Genomic DNA, 22,977 nt, shown 5'->3' with positions numbered 1-22,977 from the left:
TCGCCTTAATAATCCCCCAATAAGCGTTCATGAAACCATATAGTAACCTTGTTTTTGGCGATCTCCTGTGCCCATATTAGTCATGCTAGCGATGACTCGTGCGCTTCACCTGTCTTACCATATGCAGTTGGTGTATTGGCAGATTGGGCAAATGTCTATGATAAAGACATACGATCATCGCTATATCCCCGACACATAATTATTATGGTTGTGCAAGCTATTAAGGCGGTCTAGTAAGTGAGTAGATCCTGAAGGGTTTATTAAAAGGGAATTGCGTTGCGGCACGGATTTTTCTCACCTCACCAAAGAGGAGATTCGCCGCGGCGTTGCTCTCCTACGACATGTTTATGAAATTGTCACAAAATGACCAATATGATTTTTGGCAAGGTTGACATTGTATGCTATGATCTAATCTGATGGTCAATTAATTATCTACTTAGGAGTGATCCTTATTATGGCGGGGTTAAATGGTGGAGGCACAAGCGTTATTGTGCGTTTGGAAATACATAAAGAATTAGTCACTTTTGGAAAAATCGCTACAGCAATAGGTGAAGCAGGCGGCGATATTGTCGCGATCGACGTAACAAGAGCTAGTAAAACAACAACAACGCGCGATATTACAGTAAAAGTTAGCGACCCTGAACATACGGAATCCATAACCAAAGTGTTGAAGGATATTCCTGGCGTCCGGTTAATTAACGTTTCAGACCAAACGTTTCTCATGCATTTGGGCGGCAAGATCGAAGTGACTCCGAAAATGCCTATTAAAAACCGGGACGACCTATCTCGTGTATATACACCGGGTGTTGCTCGCGTTTGTATGGCTATTCATGAAGACCCTAATAAAGCACACTCATTAACGATAAAACGGAATACGGTTGCTGTTGTATCGGATGGCACAGCGGTCCTAGGATTAGGAAATATCGGTCCGGAAGCGGCGATGCCGGTGATGGAAGGAAAGGCTATGCTGTTCAAGCAGATGGCCGGTGTAGATGCGTTCCCGATTTGTTTGGACACGCAGGATACCGAAGAAATTATTCGTACGGTAAAAGCGATTGCACCAGCATTCGGCGGTATTAATTTAGAAGATATTTCATCTCCTCGTTGTTTTGAAATTGAGGAAAGATTAATCAATGAGCTCGATATTCCTGTGTTCCACGATGATCAACATGGAACGGCAGTAGTTATTCTTGCAGGGCTGCTCAATGCAGTTAAGCTCGTGGGCAAGAATTTGGAAGATTGTAAAGTAGTTATCACGGGCATTGGAGCTGCGGGGATTGCCTGTACGAAGATGCTGTTAGCTGCCGGTGTTACAAATGTTATCGGTGTAGATCGACAAGGCGCAATTGTACGCGGAGAGAACTATACGAATTCGGCTTGGGAATGGTATGCAAACAATACAAATCCGTTTTTACAAAAAGGACCTCTGTCTGATGTGATACCAGGTGCTGATATTTTCATTGGATTATCGGGGCCAGGTGTACTTAAGGCTGATGATGTGAAGAGAATGGGCACGGATCCGATTGTGTTCGCGATGGCAAACCCAACACCGGAAATTACGCCGGAGGAAGCTGAACCTTATGTTCGTGTGATGGCAACAGGTCGTTCGGATTACCCGAATCAAATTAATAATGTTCTTTGTTTCCCGGGGATTTTCCGCGGTGTGCTGGATTGCCGTGCTTCACGCATCACGCAAGAAATGAAGCTGGCCGCAGCCAAAGCCATTGCATCGGTAGTAAATGAAGATGAATTGAACGAATATTACATTATTCCAAGCGTGTTCAACACGGCTGTTGTTGAAAAGGTAAGGGAAGCAGTCATGGAAGCCGCCTATGAATCCGGTGTGGCCCGCCGCCGCAACCAGCGTGAGACACATGATGCACACCACGAATAAGTCGTGATGAATTAGCAGTTCGGTACACCTCAATGAGGTATCCGAACTGTTTTTTTGTTCTGCCAATAGATGATATTTGAGGCAAAGCAGGTAGCTAGCAGTGTGATGCGCAAAACCACACTAGTTGCAGTTTGTGCATCAAAATGATGAGTAAGTGTGCCGGAGGAAAGAGGTGGCTACGACTGGAGGAAGGGGGTCTGCTCCGCTAAGGAAGTGCCTGGTTGCCGCGACTCGCAACTAGAAAGGGCCGAAAAAAACCTTGTTTCAGCAGCTGATGCATTTCAGCTTGCCTAACAAGGTCTTTTTGCTAGTTAGATTCTTCAGTCCATTGTCTTAACTTGCGATCCGAAGGGAGAAGGAAGGTCAGGATACCAAGGAGCGGTAGAAATGCACACATTTCCATAACACGCGTCGTGCCTAAGGTGTCGCAGAGATTGCCAAGGACGACACTCCCGATACCGCCCATTCCGAAGGCTAAGCCTGTAATTAAGCCAGAAACTGTCCCGACTTTCCCAGGGAATAGCATTTGAGCATACACAACGGTAACGGAAAAGCTGGATAATAGGATGATACCGATAATGACAAGTAAAATGTAAGCCCAAGTTATTGACACATGCGGTAACAGCAAAGCAAAAGGCGCTGAACCAAGCATGGAAAAGAAAATGAGATTACGCTTACCGAAGCGGTCAGCAAGTGGACCGCCAAAAAATGTTCCAACCGCTCCAGCCGCTAGGAATAAGAAGATAAAGTCTTGTGCGCGGTCGATTGACATGCCGTATGTATCCTGCAAGAAAAAGGCGAAGTAGCCGCTCATGGCTGCTCCATACCAAGAACGGACGAATACAAGAAAAACAAGTAGGCAAATCGCAAACGTGACTTGCTTGCGCCGCTGTGGGTTGACGGTGCGTTGTACGATTGTCTTAGCTTTAACCGGTGTGGCAAGCAGCACGGATTTATACCAGCGAGCGATATATAATTGCACGGCGATAGCTACAGCTGCTACACCTGTGAACCATATGGAACCGAATAATCCAAGTGGAATGAAAATCCATTTGGTCATCATGGGGGCCAAAGATTGACCGGCGTTACCGCCAACTTGGAAAATGGACTGAGCCAGTCCTTTGCGACCTCCCGCGGCCATGTGTGAGACACGAGACCCTTCCGGGTGGAAGGCGGCTGAACCAAGTCCTACAAAGCAAACAGACAATAACACGACCCAATACGAATGTGCGAATGCGAGCAGCAGCATACCCGTTAGGGTGGAGGCCATGCCAATCGGCAGCATATAGGGTGAAGGTTTGCGATCTGTGTATAAGCCGACAACTGGCTGCATGATGGAAGCCGTGAAGTTAATGGCGAACTGCACCCAACCAATCTGTGCATAGCTAAGTCCCATCTCGCTTTTTAGAATGGGAAAGATAGCAGGAATGACAGATTGAATCGAATCGTTGAGTAAATGGACAAGACCAATTGCGAATAAAATACGATATACGGTAGGTTTGACGTCTCCGGTACCATGTAAGCTCTTGGAGCTTTGTTCGGGAGATGATGCTGTAATGGACGCCATGGTTCTCTCCTCTCCAATCACATATTCCCTTTATTTTTCTAGGAAACGGCCGAGGTCTTCTCCCATTTTAACTTTAGAACCGAGCTGCAGATCTGGGCGAGGCTCAAACATATCATCTTCAAAAAGGAGAACGACCGTTGAACCAAACTCGAAGTAGGCTAGTTCTTGACCTCGCTCAAGCGTTTTGGGAAGAGGCTTCACATATTGAATAGAACTTACGTTAAGGGCCCCAACCTTTACCACAGCAACTTCACCGGCATTGTGCTGGATAAATGTGATTAACCGTTCGTTACGACTTAGTACTCTCTTCATATGACGAAGGCCAAACTCATTCACAGGATATACTTTCCCAAGGACATGCTCGCTCTCAAGCACATCACCTGAAATCGGCGAATGAATGCGGTGGTAGTCGGTAGGACTTAGGTACAGAACAAAATAAAAGCCATTCTTATAGTTGACCGTACGAGGGGAACGATTAAGCAGCTCTTCGATGGTGTAGTCTTGACCTTTGACATTCACAATCAAGCCTTTTTTAATGTCGCCGATACCCGTAATCATGGCATCAACAGGACTCACAACGCGAGTTAGGTCTTCGTGAATAGGGCGTAACCCTGGCTTTAATCTGCGTGTGAAGAAATCATTCAAAGATTTATAATCCTGTAAATGCTTCTCAGCATCTTCGATGCGTATTCCGTAGGTTTGGGCAAAGCGAGGAATGAAGATCCGGCTTGCTTTGGATCTGGCAAAAGCACCTGTCACTTGGGACACCCATTTGCGTGAAGACAGCTCCGTTAGCAATCGAAAAAATGGTTTAGACATAGATTGAAAAACTCCTGTTCATTCGTGTTTAGGAGAGACTTTGATCGATCACGGATCAATGCTTCCTTCGTGCGGAGAGACTTTGATCAAGATCAAAGATCCCTATATATTGTTCTTCGCTAATCTTGCCACAGAAAGGTAAAAGAATCAATTGTCGAATGAGGAAGGAATGCAAGGTAAGTGCAAGAAAAAAACAGCCTAATGGCTGTTTGAGGTGGAATATGCTAGCTTTGCTTATAATCCCCGCAGGTATAGCAGGTAGCGAGGTTAACGGAGATGGGAACCGAGGAGCCGGCGAACTTGATACATTGGACAGGGGTTCGAGATGAATGATCAGAAATACTCGTACAGGACTTGCAGCTTGCGATTAGCTCAAAGGAAGCATCTAAGGGCAGCGAATACTGTAAGACGATATTCTTTTTCATTAATAGACCTCTTTTCCTTGTGATGGATACGAGCCGGATCCTAGCAGGAGAAGCCTTCATGTAAACGCTTTACTATCACTATCAATCATATCACAAAATGGATTAATATGCCTTTGGTATTTCCGGAAAGGAAACCGTCAATGCTGTTGATGAGGTGAAATAACAACATGCCCATAATAATCGTGGTACTTAGTATTCTGATTCCGATTTGCATGTTAATCAGTGCTTGGCTGTTCACAATGTGCCGAATTGTATATCATGTGCTGGCAGTGGGGTGTGCCTATGTGTTTGGTATCATCAGCGTGCTCGCTATATATGAGATTTTAAGAGATGAGACGGTATTTATGACGAATATTCACGGCATTTTTCAAAATGAGCTATTCCTGTTAAGCGGAGCTTACTTGGGGTGTTATGGGATTTACACGTTACTGAGATGGACGCTGAAAGAGCTTAGAAGTGAATAATCGGTCATGCAACAATTTCAGGTTGAGGATCGTTAAGAAGATTAGGTTCAAAAGGGAAGGTAGATGAAGATGAAACGAGATTTACCATTATTGATCAGGGGTGCTTGGTTCGCAGCTGCGTTCTCACTGCTCTTAACAGGCTGTTCGTCGTCTCACCCGGGACCGGGAGTCAGTCCATCTTCCTCAGCACCCGCCGCGACACCGCCGAGAGTGGAAACTACACCAACACCGACTCCAATACCAACACCAGTCGCAACAAGCGATGCTGTGGCGATGACGCTGGAAGAAAAGATAGGACAAATGATTATAGCGGGAATCGATGAGTACAGTATGAATGTACATGCACGTGCACTGATTGAAACTTATCACGTTGGCGGGATTATATTATACAAGCCTAATGTGAAAAATACGACTCAGTTGGTAGATCTAGTTAATGAATTGAAACTGACGAATGCCGTGAATAAGCTTCCGCTTTGGTTGGGTGTAGATGAAGAAGGCGGCAGAGTGACAAGGTTGCCGGATGAGATTACGAAAACACCGACCAGCAAAGACATCGGTAAGACGGGCCGTCCTGCGCTGGCATATAATATCGGCCAACTTCTTGGAAAAGAACTAAATGCTTATGGCTTAAATATGGATTTCGCACCCGATTTGGATGTCAATAGTAACCCTAATAATCCGGTCATTGGCGATCGTTCCTTCGGATCTAACGCTTCTATCGTGAGCAGCTTTGGTGTTCAAATGATGAATGGACTGCAGAAACAGCAGGTTGTCCCTGTTGTAAAGCATTTTCCAGGGCATGGTGATACTTCGGTAGATTCGCATGTGGGACTGCCGATCGTCCAAAATGACCTCGCACGCTTACGTAAGCTTGAGCTGGTTCCGTTCGCAGAAGCTTTCAAGCATCAGGCTGATGCGGTCATGGTCGCTCATATTCTGCTGCCTAAAGTGGATGCTCAGAATCCTGCTTCGATGTCGAAAAAGATTATGACAGATCTTTTGCGCAAGGAAATGGGGTTTGAGGGACTCATCATGACCGATGATATGACGATGGGGGCCATCATCAAGAACTATGATCAGGGTGAGGCCGCCGTAAAGTCTGTTCTTGCGGGGGCAAATGTCATTATGGTCGGACATGAGTATGAGAGGGTCGTAACGGTCATAGAGGCACTGCGAAAAGCCGTTCAATCCGGGCGAATACCGATGGAAACAATCAACCAAAGTGTTCGTCAAGTCACGAAGGTGAAACAAAAATACCAACTAAATGATCGTCCGATTAAAGTCCCTGATACGAAGAAACTGAACGCTGAGGTTCAAAGCGTATTAGGAACAAATGCAAACAAATAACACCGTTCCTGCGGATTTATTCGCAGCACGGTGTTTTTTTTTTTGCGCGTAGATAAGAAAGTATAAGTTTTATTACACTTCGCGTCATCAGTCTTGATACAAACGCGCTCGTCCCAGAAGGACGACGGAGTCGTTTATCCTTGGTTTATAGTGGGGGGATGCCGCCATCTAACAAGAATTTGGCATAGGCGATAGGGTTAAAATAAGTAGCTTTCCATATCTCCTGCATGTTGGCATTAAGGAAGCTGTAGCGTTGATCTTTTCCATTACATTCAATAAATAATGGAAATCCGTAGCATGTGATCCCTACATCAAGCCCGATATCAGCTAAGTAGGGCAGTTCTGTACTGAGATGCCGGGCTATACGCAGGGAGAAGTCGGTAATTTGGTGTAATACGTCTTCTTGATTAAGGTGAGGGTATTCGGTGGTTAGAATATGGGGTAAAGTTTGCAATTCTCCACCCTGCGCTACGTTGGTGAGAAAGAGTTCGCGTGACGCGACTTTCGCAACCATACCTGTTATCCCCCATTCTCCTGATGCCCCGCGTTGAACAGATATGCGAAGATCGAAGGGGCGGCCATCAAATGTAGCCAGGGGCAGACGCTGCTGAATCATGTAGGTTTTGCTTTGGATTTTGCGACGTAAGGTCAAGGGAAGGTAATGACGGAAGCTTACTGTCCGCCAGATTCGGTTGCTGATCTTCATGCTTGCCGGGTAAATGAGCGTCCAGCTCCTGACACGGCGATCCATTTTCATCACACCACGTCCGATGCTAGAATTGGTTGGTTTAATAATGAGAGAGTCGTAGGTTGACATCATGATTTTCATATTTTTCAAGGTAGCTGGATAAGTCCCTGGCAGATGGGGGCGAATACTATCATTTTTCATCAAAAGATCGTGAATTCGAAGTTTGCTATAGCGATTCCATCTGTTAAACAAGATGACGCCTCGTTTGGTCCATTCCTCCAGTTTCTGATAAGAAGCATGGTCCAAATAAATCGCTCGATTGTGGATAACCTTGGGAAGATCCAACCATTTTAGCTCAAAGCAACGACCTTCTTGTACATAAGCGTGTACTTTCATCTTATCGATTTGGACATCCTGGAGGCGGAAATAACAAGGAGTTACACCGTAATGCTTGCCAGCTTCATCATAATATGGAATAGCTTCATACTGCGTGTTCCCTAGGGGAATGCCTGCGTATAAGGAATCGTTGACTAAAATACCCACATAGGGATTTGCCATCTACTTCACTCCTTCTTCTTCAGAGGGCTTTTATGAAATGGAGACTCTCCTTAGTTTATGGAAAAGCAGGGGTGCTTGTTTGTACGGATGCTTATACTTTCCAAGAGGAAATAGAACAAATGCCCAAGCTTCGCCTTTTAATCCGCATATGTATAGAGAGTAGTTGGTGAATTCGACCATTTATCTAGGTTAGCGCACATTTTCTCGGGCTAGCGTACCTATCGGGCGGAGACTGAATATGTTACAAGTGACTAATTCTTGGAGAATGGAGAGGAGTCTATGACTAAGCGTAAGAGCAGCAGAGTAAGACCATTTGTGCAAAAAGTGAACTCCAGCAGGGTGAACGAACTGGATTGGATAGATGAGATTGAACCAGTATCAGCTCCAGTGAAGCAAGAAAAAGCAGAGAAAGCAGAGAAAATAGAGAAAGTCGAACCCGTTCAGAAGACGGTACCGAGTGATCCACTTCCGCCAGTCAAAGGAAATGTGAAATCCCCAGTAGAAACGTCCAAAATTAACAAGCAAACCAATCTTATGAAGGTTTCCACTACTTCTACCGCTCCCGCACCACCGCTGTTATTGCTCTCTGAAAGGAAAACGGGGAAATTTGCAAACCCTGTCGTCTATACAGATGATATTGTGGAAGAAGCGATTACTTGGGAGAAAATTGCAAATCGCTCTGTTGATGAGAGTAAAATCAAACCACTCAGTATCGGTACTAAGGCTCTGAAGGATTTTGCTATCGAAAACTCGAAGCTTGCTCCGGGAAGTGTAACAAGAGATAAGATCGCTCATCAAGCGATCAACGATGAACATATTGCCCCGCATAGTATCTTGGGTGATAAAATTCAGGATGAATCCATTCCAGGCAGTAAACTGTTGGACAATAGTATCACAGCCGATAAACTTGCCGATCAAACCATTGATTCCTTAAAAATAGCTCACGGTTCCATTCTTCCACAACATTTATCTGAGCTGATCATTACGAGCGAACTCATTGATAATCAAGCGATAACTGGAGAGAAAATTCATAGTGGCGCCGTGCAAGCAAAGCATTTGTCCAATTATATTATTGATACCGCCAAGCTGACGGATGCTTCCGTTACAACGGATAAGTTAAGAGATCAGGCTGTGACCGAAGAGAAAATCGCCAATGCGAGCATTACCTCCGTTCATTTTCAACCACAAAGCATTTATGGAGAGCACTTGGCTAATGGCAGTGTTCTAAGTCATAATATTGCTCCGCGTCAAATCGAAACAACGCATATTGCTGATCTTGCGATTGAGAACTTTCATTTGAAAAATGAGTCGATCACAACAGAGAAGCTGGCGTGGGATGCCGTAAATCACGATCAGATTGCGGATATGGCTGTATCGAGCGTGAAGATTGCTCCACTTGCGATTGAGACGAAACATTTGCAGGAATCCTCCATCTATGGTGAACATATAACCGAAGAAGCAATCACCAGTCGTCATATTGCTGCAAGCTCGATTCATGCGGAGCATATTGCGAGTGGTGCTTTATATGGAAGCTTGCTTTCAGATGGAAGCATTACATCGGATAAGTTGGCAGAAAACCTCATTATGGATAATCACATTCATCCTAATGCCATTCAAAGCCAGCATCTTGCGGATGCTATCATTTCGAACTCGAAACTGAAAGATGGGTCCATTACATCAGCTAAATTGGTAGAAGACCTTGTTGAAGGAAAGCACATTCGCAGTCAAACGATTGGTAATAGGCATTTGATTGATGGTGAAATAACGCCTTCAAAGCTTCAAGATGGAACGATCACCTCTTCTAAATTAGCCGAAGGCTCGGTTGAAGGAAGACATATTAAAACACAATCCATACAGAATACACATTTGGCTGATCATATCATTTCTACTGCTAAGCTTGAAGCGGGTTCTGTGACGAATGAGAAATTATCAGAGGGCAGTGTAGATACTTCGAAGTTGAAGGAAGAAAGTGTAACTTCAGATAAAATCTCTCCGAGTTCCATCAAAACAGGACATTTGCAAGAAGGCATCATTAGTAGTATCCATTTGAAGGATGTAGCCGTACTCGGTCAACACATTACCCATCAGGCAATTGGGAAAGAGCACCTTCAGAATGGGATTGTTACCGGGGATAAGATCGGGTTAAATGTGATTCGTTCGGAGCATGTCGCCGAGCAAGCCATCGGCGGGAAACAAATTGCGTGGTTAGCGGTTCAGCGCGAACACATAGCTGAAGAGGCCATTACAACCCTTCATATGCAAGATGAAACAATTACAACGAGTAAAATCGCGGAAGAAGCTGTAACGAGCAGCAAAATGGCCTCAATGTCTGTTGAAACCCGCCATTTGCAAGAGAAAATTATTAAAGGGATGCACATTAAACCAGGTGCAATAACGTCCGAACATTTAGCCCAAGGTTCAATTAATATTGGTATTTTCGCTGACCGAAGTCTGGAAGGAACCAAACTTGTCGAACGATCGATCACGTCTGAAACACTTGCTCAAGGAGCTGTTACAGAAGAGAAGCTGGCAAACGGAGCGGTTGGAACGCAGCATCTGCAAGCTGAATCCGTATCGTCCAAAATACTCCAGGATCGAGCAGTCACAACAAGGAAACTGGATGATCAAGCGGTGATGGAAGCCAATTTAGCTGATGCGAGTGTGACAAGTCGCAAAATCACTGTGAAAGCTGTTAATAGTGAACATATCGCTGACGGGGCAATTACAGCAGCTAAACTGGCTAATGAAAGTATTCATGGCAGCAAGTTAGTGAGCGGGGCACTAAGCGGAAGACATTTGGCAGACGGTGCTGTCACGAGTTCCAAAATTTCAGCGCTTGCTGTAAATAGTGAGCACTTAGTGGATGGTGTTGTAAGCAGTTCGAAGCTGGCAATGGGCAGCGTAGACGGTACAAAGCTGTCTCTAGGATCAGTTACGAGCAAACATCTGTCTGATGGCGCTGTGGATGGTACAAAGCTAGGATTTGGGGTTGTTGACACCGAACATCTGGCTATCGGTGCTGTTGATAATGATAAGCTTGCTGCGAATTCGGTAGACGGAAGCAAATTAATACTTGGCGCTGTTAGTAACTATCATCTAGCGGATAACGCGGTGTATGGAGCGAAGCTGGCGACAGGCAGCGTTGACGGCAGTAAGTTGACAACGGGCTTGATAAGGAATGAGCATCTGTCAGATGGTGTTGTAGATGCTGTGAAGTTGGCAGCAGGTTGTGTGGATGCGACGAAGTTAATGGCGGGTTCGGTTCATCGGGAACATCTCATTGATAGCGTTGTAGATGGATCGAAGCTGGCGGCAGGCGCTGTAAATAATGAGCACTTAGCGAATGGCATCGTGGATGGGTCAAAGCTCGCTGACAGCAGTGTAGGAAGTAGTAAATTAGCTCAAGGAACGGTTGGCAGCGGTCACCTCATTGATGGCTCCGTTACGAGTGCGAAGCTGGCAGCAGGTACGGTTGACAGCAGTAAGTTAGTCACTGGGGCCGTGAACAGCGATCACATTGCTACTGGATCCATTAATGCATCAAAGTTGGCTCCAAACAGTGTGGACAGCAGCAAGCTAGTGGCAGGTGCGATTACGAATGAGCATTTGGGAGACGGAATCATCACAAGCGGCAAGTTGGCACCGTTCAGTGTGGATGGCAGCAGGCTGGTATCTGGCGCAGTTAGTGGTTTTCATATCGCAGAAGGTGCAGTGGATAATACGAAGCTAGCCGCAGGAAGTGTAGATGGCAGCAAGCTGACAGCTGCATCTGTCAACAACGCTCACCTTATCGACGGTGCTGTTGATGGGGCTAAGCTGGCAGCAGGAAGTGTTGATGGCAGTAAGTTGACCGCAGGTGCTGTTAGCGGCGATCATCTCGCTGATGGCGCATTGTATGGCGCGAAGCTAGCTGCGGGAAGTATTGATGGCAGCAAGTTGGCCTCTGGCATCATTAGCAACTATCATTTGACCATTGGCAGCGTGGATGGAAGTAAGATCATCGCAGGCGCTATTACGAATGGACATCTGGCGGATGGTGCAGTGGATGAGGCGAAGCTGGCTGGCGGCAGTGTGAACGGTAGTAAATTGGCCAGCGGCTCGGTGAGTGGTGAACACCTTGTCGATAAAGCTGTATCAGGTTCGAAGTTGGCCCCAGGAAGTGTAGATGGCAGTAAGATTATGGTTGGCGCAGTAACTAAGGAGCATCTGGCTGACGCCGCGGTAGATGGTCACAAGCTGACGGCAGGCAGTGTGGATAGCAGTAAATTGGTAGAGGGTGCGGTAAGGAATGAGCACCTGATGGATGGCGCTGTGGATGCAGCGAAGCTTGCAGTAGGAAGTGTAGATAGCAGTAAGTTGGCGTTTGGAGCCGTGGACAGCAGTCATCTGGCCCCCGGTTCCGTAGACGGATCGAAGCTGACAGCTGGCAGCGTTGATGGCAGCAAGTTGGTTGCTGGCGCAGTGAATAGCAGCCATCTGGCAGACGGTGCGTTGGACGGTTCGAAGCTTACGGTTGGCAGTATTGATGGCAGCAAACTGGCTTATGCAGCTATTAGCAACTTTCACATTAAGAGCGGCAGCATTGACGGATCAAAGCTGAAACCAAATGCTGTAAGCAGTGAGCACATTGCAGATGGAACGCTTTCCGTAACGAAGTTAACGGAAAATGTTCTGCAGACGCCAAGCACGCAAAAAAATATTACGCAGCAGTTCGGGCTCGTTCCTTTCGAAATGAAAATTCAGGATGAAATAATTGAAGTGGACGTACACTTCGATGAGAAGTTTGCGGATGAGAATTATGTGTTGACAGCGATGACGAATCATCAGGCCTGCTATGTATCAGTGAAATTTAAATCGATGGAAAACGCGGTAATATCGGTTATACGTGCCAAGTTTTCACCGGATCAAGAGGGTATCGTAAATTGGATTGCTATCGGCAAGAAGTTGTAAATGATGAGGGTTCAGTCGATAAAAAAACGGCTTGTGTCGCAGATTCTGCGAGCTAGCCGTTTTTTGTTGTTTAGCGGCACCACTTTTCGTGTGGTTGAATGACCAATTTTTGATTCAGGGGTATTCGTCCAATTTCCATATATCACGAAAGCATATGATTAAAGAAGTGGATGTGACTACGCATATTATAACGCTTGGAAGGGGGTATGTCTTGTGAAGGGTGTTGTACTGGCGGGAGGAACAGGAAGCCGCTTGCGTCCTCTAACGAACATCATCAATAAACATTTACTTCCAGTTGGTGAATTGCCCATGATTCAATATGCCATTGAGAAATTAAGCAAAGCTGGCATTCAAGATATTTTATTAATAACGGGGAAACAATCCGCAGGTTTGTATGTAGAGTACTTGGGCAGCGGTGAAACGTTTGGTGTCCGTCTTACTTACAAGCTTCAAGAGAAAGCCGGCGGGATCGCTCAGGCATTGGCGCTTGCGGAGGAGTTCGTGCTGGAAGGAGAGAAATTCGTCGTTCTGCTTGGTGATAATCTGTTTGAAGATTCATTAGTTCCGATTATCAATACCTTCGAGAAGCAGGAAGAGGGAGCGATGGTCATTCTAAAGAAAGTGGATGATCCTAGAAGATATGGTGTGGCAAAGATGAAGGATGGCATCATTGAACAGATTGAAGAAAAGCCGGATCATCCGAGCTCATCTTATGCGGTTACGGGTATTTATTTATTTGATTCTACCGTGTTTAACATTATAAAAAAACAAAGGCCTTCCAAAAGAGGCGAGTTAGAAATCACCGATGTGAACAATGTGTACGCAGCTGCTGGCACGCTTACTCATGGGTTCTTTACAGGATGGTGGATTGATGCCGGGACACATGAATCTCTCTTTCAAGCCACTCTTTTTATCAGAATGGGGGATAGCTAATGGCAGTGATTTTAGTTACTGGCGGCATGGGATTTATTGGAAGTAATTTTATTCATTACTGGAAAAAGCAGCATCCGCAAGATCATATGATAAATGTAGATTTACTTACTTATGCGGGAAATAAGGACAACGTCGCTGCATTAGAAGGGCAAGTTGGTTATCAGTTTGTATACGGCGATATTGGAAATGAAGCCTTCATAAACGAGCTAATGAAGCGAGGGGTCGATGTGGTTGTACATTTTGCAGCCGAATCCCATGTAGATCGAAGCATCCATAGCCCTCGCGGTTTCGTGGTTACGAATGTAGTGGGAACGCAGTGCTTATTGGAGGCGGCAAGAAAGCACCAAGTCAAGAAATTTATTCATATTTCGACGGATGAAGTTTACGGATCACTAGGTGAGGAAGGTGCTTTCACTGAAACGACGCCGCTAGCCCCTAATTCTCCTTATTCCGCAAGTAAGGCTGGTTCAGATCTGCTAGTTAGAGCCTACTATGAAACCTACGGTTTTCCGGCTGTGATTACTCGCTGTTCTAATAACTATGGTCCAAGGCAGTTTCCTGAAAAGCTCATTCCGATGACGATTACCCGTGCCCTTCGCAATGAGTCTATTCCGATCTACGGCGATGGCAGGAATATACGAGATTGGTTGTATGTGGATGATCATTGCAGCGCGATTGAGCGGGTGATCATGGATGGTGTCCCTGGGGAGGTTTACAATATCGGCGGACAAAACGAACGCTCCAATCTGAATGTCGTAAAGAGCATATTGAAAGAGCTAAACAAATCAGAGGATTTGATCCAATTCGTAGCGGATCGACTTGGACATGATCGGCGATATGCGATTGATAGTACTAAAATTCGTTGCCAGCTAGGTTGGGAACCGTCTTATTCATTTGAAACGGGACTCAAAAAAACGATTGATTGGTACGTGCAGGAAAACGAGTGGTTCGCAAGTATTGCAAACGGATCTTATCGTCAAATCAAAGAAGCTGGTCTCACATGAAAATATTAATTACCGGTGCCGGAGGACAGCTAGGGTATGATCTCAACCGCGTTTTTCGACCTGTTCATGATATAACAGCTTGGCGAAGAGACCAATTAGATGTCAGTGATGAGAAGAGAGTCATGGATATTCTTCTTCAGGAGCACCCTGATGTTGTGATTCATGCGGCTGCTTACACGAACGTAGATAAGGCGGAAGTGGAGACGGAGCTTGCTTATCAAGTGAATGCACTCGGTCCCCTGCATATAGCCAAGGCTTGCGAACAAATAGGAGCTAAGCTTGTCTACGTCAGTACAGACTATGTGTTCGATGGTACGAAGGGAACACCTTACGATGAACGGGATATCACCAATCCAAACAATGTGTATGGCCATTCCAAGCTTCTTGGAGAGAAATTCGTCAGAATGACCTGCTCGAAGCATTTTGTCGTGCGAACTTCCTGGTTATACGGAACCAAGGGAGCTAACTTTGTTACGAAGGTATTAGAAAAGGCTAGATCAGGAGAGCCGCTTTCTATCGTGGATGATCAATTCGGTTCCCCTACTTATTGCTTGGATCTGGCGATCTTTCTTAGAGAACTCATTGAAACGGACAGGTACGGGATCTATCACGCTTCGAATCAAGGGGTTTGCTCTAGATATGAATTCGCCACACACATTTTGAAAGTCATGCAAATGGAGCATGTTCCATTAATTCCTGTTCCTTCGGATCTATTTCCAATGCCCGCTGTAAGACCGATGTATTCGGCCTTTCATCACAAAGCGATTTCAGACAATGGGTTTACCCCTATGAGAGATTGGAAATCGGCTTTGAACTTTTTTCTGCAAGTTGACCATGATTATCCAGCCGTAGTAGATAAGAAGGTGTGATATGAGTAAGAGGAATGCTGCCAGTTCGGAAATGGGAAGAAAACGAGGATTCCGAGCAGGGCTTGAGCAAGGACTCCGGATGGGGAGGTGCAAGTCTGTTCTTGATACGGTAACACCTGCCCTTATACCGCTCAGAGAAGCAAGAGTGTTATTTATTGTTCAAGGCTTCGATGCGATCGATCAAGGGATTATTCAAGGGCTAAATGAGACGGTTCAAGAAGTGATTGTCGGATCTGCTGCGGATCTGCTTCGTTTGGCGAGAGAGCTTCAACCGAACCTCGTTCTAGTCATGAATGGTCTACATGTCTTTCCGGCTGATCATACGGACCATGTCGATCAAGTGAGACAAATGGGCATACGAACAGCGATTTGGTTTGCAGATGATCCCTATTTTACCGATCTTACGGCCTCTCTTGCTCCTCACTATGATTACGTGTTTACCCATGAAATGAGCTGTGTAGCGTTATATCGGGAAGTTGGTTGCACTCAGGTCCATTACTTACCCTTAGCGGTCAATACGAAGGTATTTAAACCCTTACAGGTTGATCCCGCGTATTGCAGCGATATTTGCTTCATTGGAAACGGCTTCCCCAACCGAATCGACTTATTCAACCAGTTAACGCCCTTCTTAGTGAATAAAAAGGTGCTGCTGGCCGGTGCTTTATGGAACCAGTTAAGTCAGTATGAACTCTTAAAGCAAGGGATTAAGCTGCATTGGATTCCTATCGAGGAGTCTGTTAAATATTATAGCGGCGCTAAAATTGTCATTAACGTACATCGCCTAACCTATCACAAAACGTACAACAAAAATAGCAGGAACATTCCTGGTCATTCGATTAATCCTAGAACGTATGAGATTGCTGCATGCGGAACGCTGCAAATAACGGACTACCGTCACGACTTGGATCTATATTACACACCAGGTCAAGATATCGAGACCTTTCTTAATTCGGCTGAGCTTATCCAGAAGATGAAGCATTACTTGAGTCATGAAGAGGATAGGCTGCGAATTGCGATAAGAGGCTTGAGAAGAACGATTAACGAACATACATTCGCTAATCGATTAGTAAAGCTGTTGGAAATTGTATTTGCCTAGAAAGGAGTCGAATAGATGGCTTCAGTCGATAAGCGCCGTGCCAGGAAACGGGGATATAAGAACGGTTATGAAGTGGGCTATACCAACGGAGTCCGGTTGGGTCAATGTGAAGCCGTTATTCAAAAAGCGATTCAGGATCGGGTACCAAATCCCGTATGGGATGTGCGCGTGTTGTACGTTACGTCGGGTAAAGGCTATCCTTACGAGCCCTTGGATCATGCAATTATTGGCAGTTTGCGTCCATTGGTTCGCGAATTGATTATAGGAAACTGCGATGATGATCCGATCCGCATCGGGAGACCGGAGGCAAACCTTGAAACGCTTGCTGCTGTCTATAAACCTAACCTGATGATCGTTCTATATGGAATGAATTTATCTCTAGATGTGGTAGATCGCATTCGTAGTAGGGGCATCCGCACAGCCATATGGCTTGCCGATGATCCCTATTACACGGACCATACTGCCTCTTACGCGCCCCACTACGATTTCATGTTCACGTTGGAAGTGAATTGCGTTTCTTTCTATCAGGAAATGGGTTGTGCTCAGGTTCACTACCTACCCCTTGGATTTAATCCGGAAATGTTTCGGCCAAAACCTGCTCCAATCGGATTGCAGCGAGATATTTGTTTCATCGGGTCGGCTTATTGGAACCGGGTGGCGATGTTCGATAAGCTTGCTCCCTATTTAGCAAACAAGCGAATCTTCATTTCTGGCATATGGTGGGAGCGTCTGAAGCACTTTAAGCTGCTGGCGCGACAAATTCACCCTAATTGGATGCATCCGGAGCATACAGCGAATGCCTATAACGGAGCCAAACTAGTCATTAATATGCATAGAGCGTTCGATGACCAGGTTTTTAACTATAATAGCCGACGCATAATAGGGGCCTCACCCAATCCGCGAACTTTTGAGATTTCTGGCTGCGGCACGCTTCAAATAACAGATATACGCGATGACCTGGTTAACTTCTATACACCGGATTACGATATTGTGACCTATGCCTCACCAGAAGAACTGATAGAGAAAATGAACTATTACTTGACGCATGAAGAGGAACGTAAACAAATAGCTATGCGAGGATTGTATCGTACGATGCGAGATCACACCTATGCGAATAGGCTGTCTAACATGCTCGCGATTATTTTTGGACAAAAGGTTAAGACCGATAGTCCTACCGGTAAGGAAGCTGAGGTGCATGGCATTGGTCAAAAAGATAAAGCTTCGAAAGCTTGGGTCTAAGATAAATATTCAAAAAAAGAAACCCGCTACGCAGACCAAATCTCGATTAAAGAAGAAGCTGATTATCAAAAAAAAACCTCGCCCCAGTCGACTGACAAAATCGACCAGACATAAACTAAGACGTAGATTAATCAAGAAACGCAGGAAAAAGCATGAGGTCCGTGCATACAATAAGGCCTTCGATAAAGCCTACAATGAGGGCTACAAATTTGGCTTTGCGCAAGGATATGCTTTGGAGCAAGAGCATCCGGTGGTTTAGTCGTGAGCTATCGCCAGTGTATTCAAAAAAGGAGGTGAATTCCATACCTGGTTGTCGTAACGGGTATGTTACACATGTCGACTCCACAAAAACCAAAAGTCCTATTATTTTCCCATTTTTGTAGTCCAGATCATATTACCGGGGCGGAAAAAATGCTGCTCTTTGTGACTTTGGAGCTGGGACGTCATTATGCCTGTACATTGGTGGTACCGAAAGAAGGACTATTAGCTGCAGAGGCTAGACGCCATGGCATTGAAACTGTCGTTCAATCGTTCCCTCTTTTATATGACATGTATCATCCAACAGCCGCAATACCTCAACTGTTACAGGACCTGCTTGTCCATTCAGGAATGCCCAGTTTACTTGACCTTCTTCTCATCCACGAACCGGACCTTGTTATCACGAATACTTGCGTCAACCTTGCACCGGCAGCTGCTGCTAAAAAATTAGGGATTCCTGTCACATGGATTGTGGCGGAGACCATTCAAATGAATGAATTCACGCCTCTCAGTGCAAGACTTATGGATCAATATGCGGACTGGATCGTGGGCATATCCGATGCAACGCTGCAGCCGCTTCAAGGATTTGTGAGTGATCATAAAATGTTCGTACTTCCTCCTTCATGGCATACAGAGCATTATGACCCTGGCCAATGGCCGATTAAAAGACAAAACAAACGTGCAGAAATCGGCATCCATGATGAACGTCCTGTCATTGGTTACATTTCTTCGGACATCTATGCGAATAAAGGGCTGGACCATTTTATTCAGATGGGAATATGCATTTGCAAAACGAATCCTATGGCCCATTTTATGATTACAGGTAAACCAACTGACCCCGTTTATATGGATTCCTGTTTAAAAATGATCTTGCATTCCGGCTATTCATCTCAATTCTCCCTCCTCTCTTTTGAGCCTGATATTCAATCGGTTTACCCTGCAATGGATGTCGTTGTTGTCCCTAGTCTATTAAATGAGGGTTTTGGATTAACTGCACTGGAAGGTCTAATCTTTGGTAAACCCGTTGTTGCCTATCGCTCTGGCGGATTGATCGAAATATTGACTTCTACGGGAAATGAACACCTTCTGGCACAAAAAGGAGATGTTCAGGATCTCACAAACAAGGTTCAGTATCTACTATCGGATCACCGAATCCGTCAGGAAATAGGCAGTCGGAATAGTCAAACGATTCATCAAGTATTTGGAATTGATGCTTACCGTTCCCGATTGGGACAATTTCTTTCTCTTCTTTCGCCTCACTTGGAAGCAAGATCGTTAGAGAAGCAGCGTGCACCTAGATTTCCCGATTATTTGCTGCTAAAAGGCGAATCCTCACATACTGTATTTCTCATTGAGCAAGGGATGAAGCGCCATATTTATACGGGTGAGGATTTCCATTTCTATAAATATGATTGGCACCGAGTTGGGATCGTAGGCGATCAACAGCTCGCGATGATTCCGACAGGCATTCCGATTCGGGCCAAAGAGCCTTTTTTGGAATATGCCCCAGCCATCTATGTAGCGAAAGGACAGGGACCAACAGTCTACCTCATGCAGCATGGGGGGAGGTATCCCTTTGCCACAGAAGGAGCGCTTAGGGGTCATGGGTACAGCCCATCACAAGTTGTCTTACTGCCAGAGAGCGTTATAGCGACTTATACGCTTGGTCTGCCTATTGTTGGCGGGGAGGAGAAGGCGAAAAAGGAGCTAAGAAGCAAGCGTAAAGCTAAGCTGATCATAAGGAAAAAGCTGAAAAGTCGAAAAAAGCTAAAACAAGGAACAAAGCTTAGAAAAGGTACAAACAGGTTTGCCAAGGGCGGAATCAAAGCGCGCAAACGAAAAGCAGCTGCTCGGAAGGCGAGCGCGAAGAAAAAGCCGACGAGGGTGCGCAGGCGGAAGAGCCTTCGTGCGAAAAGGGCAAATACAAAACGGAAACTAGGGCATAAAGGCATCGTGAAAGTAGGAGGAAAAAGATGAAAATCGCGACTGTTTTGGGGACTCGCCCTGAGATTATCCGGCTGAGTCTCATTATTCAGAAGCTGGATGAGCTGGCTGACCAACACGTGCTCATTCACACAGGACAGAATTTCACTTCTACGCTTAGCGACGTGTTTTTCGAGGAGCTGGGGCTGCGCCAACCCGATTATATGCTGCAGAATCAGCAGCGTACATTAGGAGGGCAGCTCTCGGTCCTTTTCGCAGAGCTAGAACGCATATTTACCCTTGAACGCCCGGATAAAGTGCTTGTTCTGGGTGATACGAACAGTGCACTCAGCAGCATCCTTGCTGAGCGCATGGGTATTCCCGTGATTCACATGGAAGCGGGTAACCGCTGTTTCGATCTCGCTGTACCGGAAGAGAAGAACCGGAAAGTGATCGATGCGATTTCTAGCATTAATATGCCATACACCCGTTACAGCCGAGATAATCTGCTCAGGGAGGGCGTACCAAGTCATCGCATTATCGTCACAGGGAATCCCATTTATGAAGTGCTGACTCATTATGAGACACGCATTGAGCAAAGCGGCATTCTGGAAAAGTTAGATTTAAAAGGCGAGCCCTACTTTCTGGTTACGACGCATCGTGCTGAAAATGTGGATCATCCTGAACGACTCCAGCAAATTCTCAAAGGACTTAATCTGGTTGCTGAAACCTTTGGACATAAAGTCATTTGCAGCATTCATCCCCGTACCAAATCACGACTCGAGAAGGATGGCATGGTCACGATGCATCCACTGGTTCAATTTCATGAGCCATTTGGTTTTTTTGATTTTGTGCATCTGGAGAAGCATGCTTTCTGTGTCTTGACTGACAGCGGCACCGTTCAAGAGGAATGCTGCATTTTCCATGTGCCAACGGTGACGATACGAACGACCACCGAACGGCCTGAGACCGTAGACTGCGGCAGTAATGTCGTATCTGGCCTTCGCGCCGAGCAAATATTGAATGCGGTTCGGGTTATGGTCAATTTCCCAGCTGAGTGGCGTTGTCCGGATGGCTATTTGGATACGAATGTTTCCCAAAAAGTCGTTCAATATTTATTAGGAGGTAAAGAGCATGTTTACTAACACGACAATTTTAGTCACAGGTGGAACGGGATCCTGGGGCTACGAGCTCATCGAACAACTGCTTCCGGAAAATCCAAAGAAAATCATTGTATTCTCCCGCAATGAATCCACACAGGTTGCGATGAAGCGAGCGTTTGATGATCCCAGACTCAGCTTCTGTATCGGAGATGTGAGAGATAGAGATGCGCTGATGAAAGCTTGTGAAAAAGTTGATTATTTGTTCCATTTGGCGGCACTCAAGCATGTTCCCGTCTGCGAAGATCAACCCTATGAAGCATTAAAAACAAATGTTAACGGAACACAGAACGTGATTGAAGCCGCCATCGAAAACAAAGTGAAGAAGGTTATAAATATTTCCACTGATAAAGCGGCGAATCCGTCCAACTTTTACGGGATGACCAAATCGATCGGAGAAAAGTTAATTGTTAATGCAAACCTTCTGAATTCGGGTACCAAATTTGTATGTGTCCGGGGAGGCAATGTGCTCGGAACGAACGGAAGTGTCATTCATTTATTTATGAAACAAATCAAGGAAAAGGAGCAAATCGGCATAACCGACAGAGAAATGACTCGCTTTTTCTTAACACAACGGGAAGCAATAGGGCTTTTGTTAAGAGCTACTGAAGTAGGCCAAGGTGGAGAAATTTTTGTTATGACTATGCCAACCTGCAAAATTTTGGATTTAGCTGAAGTGCTAATCGAGTCACTGGGTAATAAGAAGGTGGAAATTGTTGAGCTGGGAATTCGGCCTGGAGAAAAAATTCACGAAATTTTGCTTACGGAATATGAAAGCAAAAGCACGGTGATGTATGACGATAAATATTTGGTCATTTTACCTTCTCAAGACATTCCTGGATTGAAAGCACATTATTCTCATTATCCAAAGGTAGAAATCAGCTCCTTTTGCTCCAGTCAGTCGCTTATGAATAAGGAGAAAATCAAAGATATGCTCGTTAAAGGAGGCTTTCTGTCATGAAGCTGTTAATTATGGGCGGTCACGGAATGGCAGGTCATATGCTGGTGCAATATTTCCGCCGATGCAGCGATCATTCCGTATATTATACCGTCAGGCAATCGAAGGACCCATATGGACTTTATGTGGATGTCCGCGACTGGGATCTGACAGAAAAGGTTTTGAAAGCCGTGTCTCCTGATGTAGTTATTAACTGTATTGGTCTGTTAAATGAGGCTGCCGAAAAAAATCCCGTCGAAGCTTATTGGCTCAACGGGATCTTACCCCATCGGTTGAAGGAAGCTGCGAATGGTTTAGGTTATAAGCTGATTCATATCAGCAGCGATTGCGTCTTCACCGGTAATAACGGCAATCACAAAGAAGATGATGTGCCGGACGGCACTTCCGTGTACGCGAGATCGAAAGCGCTTGGAGAGGTAACGGATAGTCCCCATCTAACAATTCGAACTTCGATTATCGGTCCAGAAATACGTGAAAATGGCATTGGGCTATTGCAGTGGTTTATGAAACAAGAAGGGGAAGTGGCCGGGTACCGTCAAGCGATTTGGAATGGAATCACCACATTAGAGCTGGCTAAATGTATACAATATATCTTGGAAGAAGAGCCTTTGGAGGGGCTTCTGCATGTAAGAGCACCTGAGGACATAAGTAAATACGATCTGCTTATGTTATTTCAACAAACGTTTATGAAAACAAATGTCCTTATACGCGCTGATGATAAGGTCAAGTTGAATCGAACTTTACTCAATACGAGAAGGAATTTCAATTACAAAGTTCCGGGATATGAGGCCATGCTTAAAGAATTACGCAACTGGATGTGATCTT

17 protein-coding genes are annotated in these 22,977 nt (G+C 45.3%); 14 read left to right on the top strand and 3 right to left on the bottom strand.

Features of this window, described 5'->3' with window-relative positions; all coding sequences use genetic code 11:
- Positions 1-454 precede the first annotated feature (454 nt).
- A complete protein-coding gene (locus tag ASD40_RS27340; protein ID WP_057306246.1) occupies positions 455-1,894 on the top strand; it encodes an NAD-dependent malic enzyme in 1,440 nt (479 codons plus the stop codon).
- 307 nt (positions 1,895-2,201) lie between these two features.
- Here the strand turns inward: ASD40_RS27340 and ASD40_RS27335 are convergent, their stop codons facing one another.
- Together ASD40_RS27335 and asd are read right to left on the bottom strand one after the other, a co-directional pair.
- Positions 2,202-3,461: an MFS transporter gene (locus ASD40_RS27335; protein WP_057306245.1), complete on the bottom strand. Its 1,260-nt coding sequence runs from the start codon at positions 3,459-3,461 to the stop codon at positions 2,202-2,204.
- Positions 3,462-3,491: 30 nt separating this feature from the next.
- Complete coding sequence (gene asd, locus ASD40_RS27330; RefSeq protein ID WP_057306244.1) at positions 3,492-4,280, bottom strand: archaetidylserine decarboxylase; 789 nt, start codon at positions 4,278-4,280, stop codon at positions 3,492-3,494.
- Positions 4,281-4,872: 592 nt separating this feature from the next.
- Between asd and ASD40_RS27325 the strand changes: the two genes are divergently transcribed.
- A complete protein-coding gene (locus tag ASD40_RS27325) occupies positions 4,873-5,169 on the top strand; it encodes a hypothetical protein (RefSeq protein ID WP_057306243.1) in 297 nt (98 codons plus the stop codon).
- Positions 5,170-5,238: 69 nt separating this feature from the next.
- Positions 5,239-6,516 carry a beta-N-acetylhexosaminidase gene (nagZ, locus tag ASD40_RS27320; protein WP_057306242.1) on the top strand — a complete coding sequence of 426 codons (1,278 nt, stop codon included), beginning with the start codon at positions 5,239-5,241 and terminating at the stop codon, positions 6,514-6,516.
- A gap of 145 nt (positions 6,517-6,661) precedes the next feature.
- Here the strand turns inward: nagZ and ASD40_RS27315 are convergent, their stop codons facing one another.
- Positions 6,662-7,762, bottom strand: coding sequence for a YheC/YheD family endospore coat-associated protein (locus ASD40_RS27315; RefSeq protein WP_057306241.1), 1,101 nt, complete (start codon positions 7,760-7,762; stop codon positions 6,662-6,664).
- 279 nt (positions 7,763-8,041) lie between these two features.
- Between ASD40_RS27315 and ASD40_RS27310 the strand changes: the two genes are divergently transcribed.
- The 11 genes from ASD40_RS27310 (at position 8,042) to ASD40_RS27260 (ending at position 22,973) form a co-directional block, all read left to right on the top strand.
- On the top strand, positions 8,042-12,712 hold the full coding sequence (locus ASD40_RS27310; protein WP_057306240.1) for a WIAG-tail domain: 4,671 nt from the start codon (positions 8,042-8,044) through the stop codon (positions 12,710-12,712).
- A gap of 213 nt (positions 12,713-12,925) precedes the next feature.
- Positions 12,926-13,645 carry a sugar phosphate nucleotidyltransferase gene (locus ASD40_RS27305; protein WP_057306239.1) on the top strand — a complete coding sequence of 240 codons (720 nt, stop codon included), beginning with the start codon at positions 12,926-12,928 and terminating at the stop codon, positions 13,643-13,645.
- Positions 13,645-14,649 (top strand): dTDP-glucose 4,6-dehydratase, encoded by a 1,005-nt coding sequence (rfbB, locus tag ASD40_RS27300; protein ID WP_057306238.1) that lies wholly within the window; start codon positions 13,645-13,647, stop codon positions 14,647-14,649. The genes ASD40_RS27305 and rfbB overlap by 1 nt, the downstream gene beginning before the upstream one ends.
- Positions 14,646-15,518, top strand: coding sequence for a dTDP-4-dehydrorhamnose reductase (gene rfbD / locus ASD40_RS27295; RefSeq protein ID WP_057306237.1), 873 nt, complete (start codon positions 14,646-14,648; stop codon positions 15,516-15,518). Before rfbB ends, rfbD begins: the two co-directional genes overlap by 4 nt.
- Position 15,519: 1 nt before the next feature.
- A complete protein-coding gene (locus ASD40_RS27290; RefSeq protein WP_057306236.1) occupies positions 15,520-16,614 on the top strand; it encodes a CgeB family protein in 1,095 nt (364 codons plus the stop codon).
- Between the two features lie 15 nt (positions 16,615-16,629).
- On the top strand, positions 16,630-17,853 hold the full coding sequence (locus ASD40_RS27285; RefSeq protein WP_063860268.1) for a CgeB family protein: 1,224 nt from the start codon (positions 16,630-16,632) through the stop codon (positions 17,851-17,853).
- Complete coding sequence (locus ASD40_RS27280; RefSeq protein ID WP_057306235.1) at positions 17,810-18,112, top strand: hypothetical protein; 303 nt, start codon at positions 17,810-17,812, stop codon at positions 18,110-18,112. The genes ASD40_RS27285 and ASD40_RS27280 overlap by 44 nt, the downstream gene beginning before the upstream one ends.
- A gap of 152 nt (positions 18,113-18,264) precedes the next feature.
- A complete protein-coding gene (locus tag ASD40_RS27275) occupies positions 18,265-20,088 on the top strand; it encodes a glycosyltransferase family 4 protein (RefSeq protein ID WP_235549395.1) in 1,824 nt (607 codons plus the stop codon).
- Positions 20,085-21,179 (top strand): non-hydrolyzing UDP-N-acetylglucosamine 2-epimerase, encoded by a 1,095-nt coding sequence (gene wecB, locus ASD40_RS27270; protein ID WP_057306233.1) that lies wholly within the window; start codon positions 20,085-20,087, stop codon positions 21,177-21,179. The genes ASD40_RS27275 and wecB overlap by 4 nt, the downstream gene beginning before the upstream one ends.
- Positions 21,169-22,155, top strand: coding sequence for an SDR family NAD(P)-dependent oxidoreductase (locus tag ASD40_RS27265; protein ID WP_057306232.1), 987 nt, complete (start codon positions 21,169-21,171; stop codon positions 22,153-22,155). Before wecB ends, ASD40_RS27265 begins: the two co-directional genes overlap by 11 nt.
- Entirely contained in the window at positions 22,152-22,973 is an 822-nt protein-coding gene (locus ASD40_RS27260; protein ID WP_057306231.1) for a dTDP-4-dehydrorhamnose reductase family protein, read from the top strand. Before ASD40_RS27265 ends, ASD40_RS27260 begins: the two co-directional genes overlap by 4 nt.
- Positions 22,974-22,977: the final 4 nt, after the last annotated feature.

The organism is Paenibacillus sp. Root444D2, from assembly GCF_001426375.1.
Lineage (GTDB): Bacteria > Bacillota > Bacilli > Paenibacillales > NBRC-103111 > Paenibacillus_E.
The sequence above is the reverse complement of the archived record's forward strand: the minus strand, read 5'-3'. Positions and strand labels throughout refer to the sequence as shown.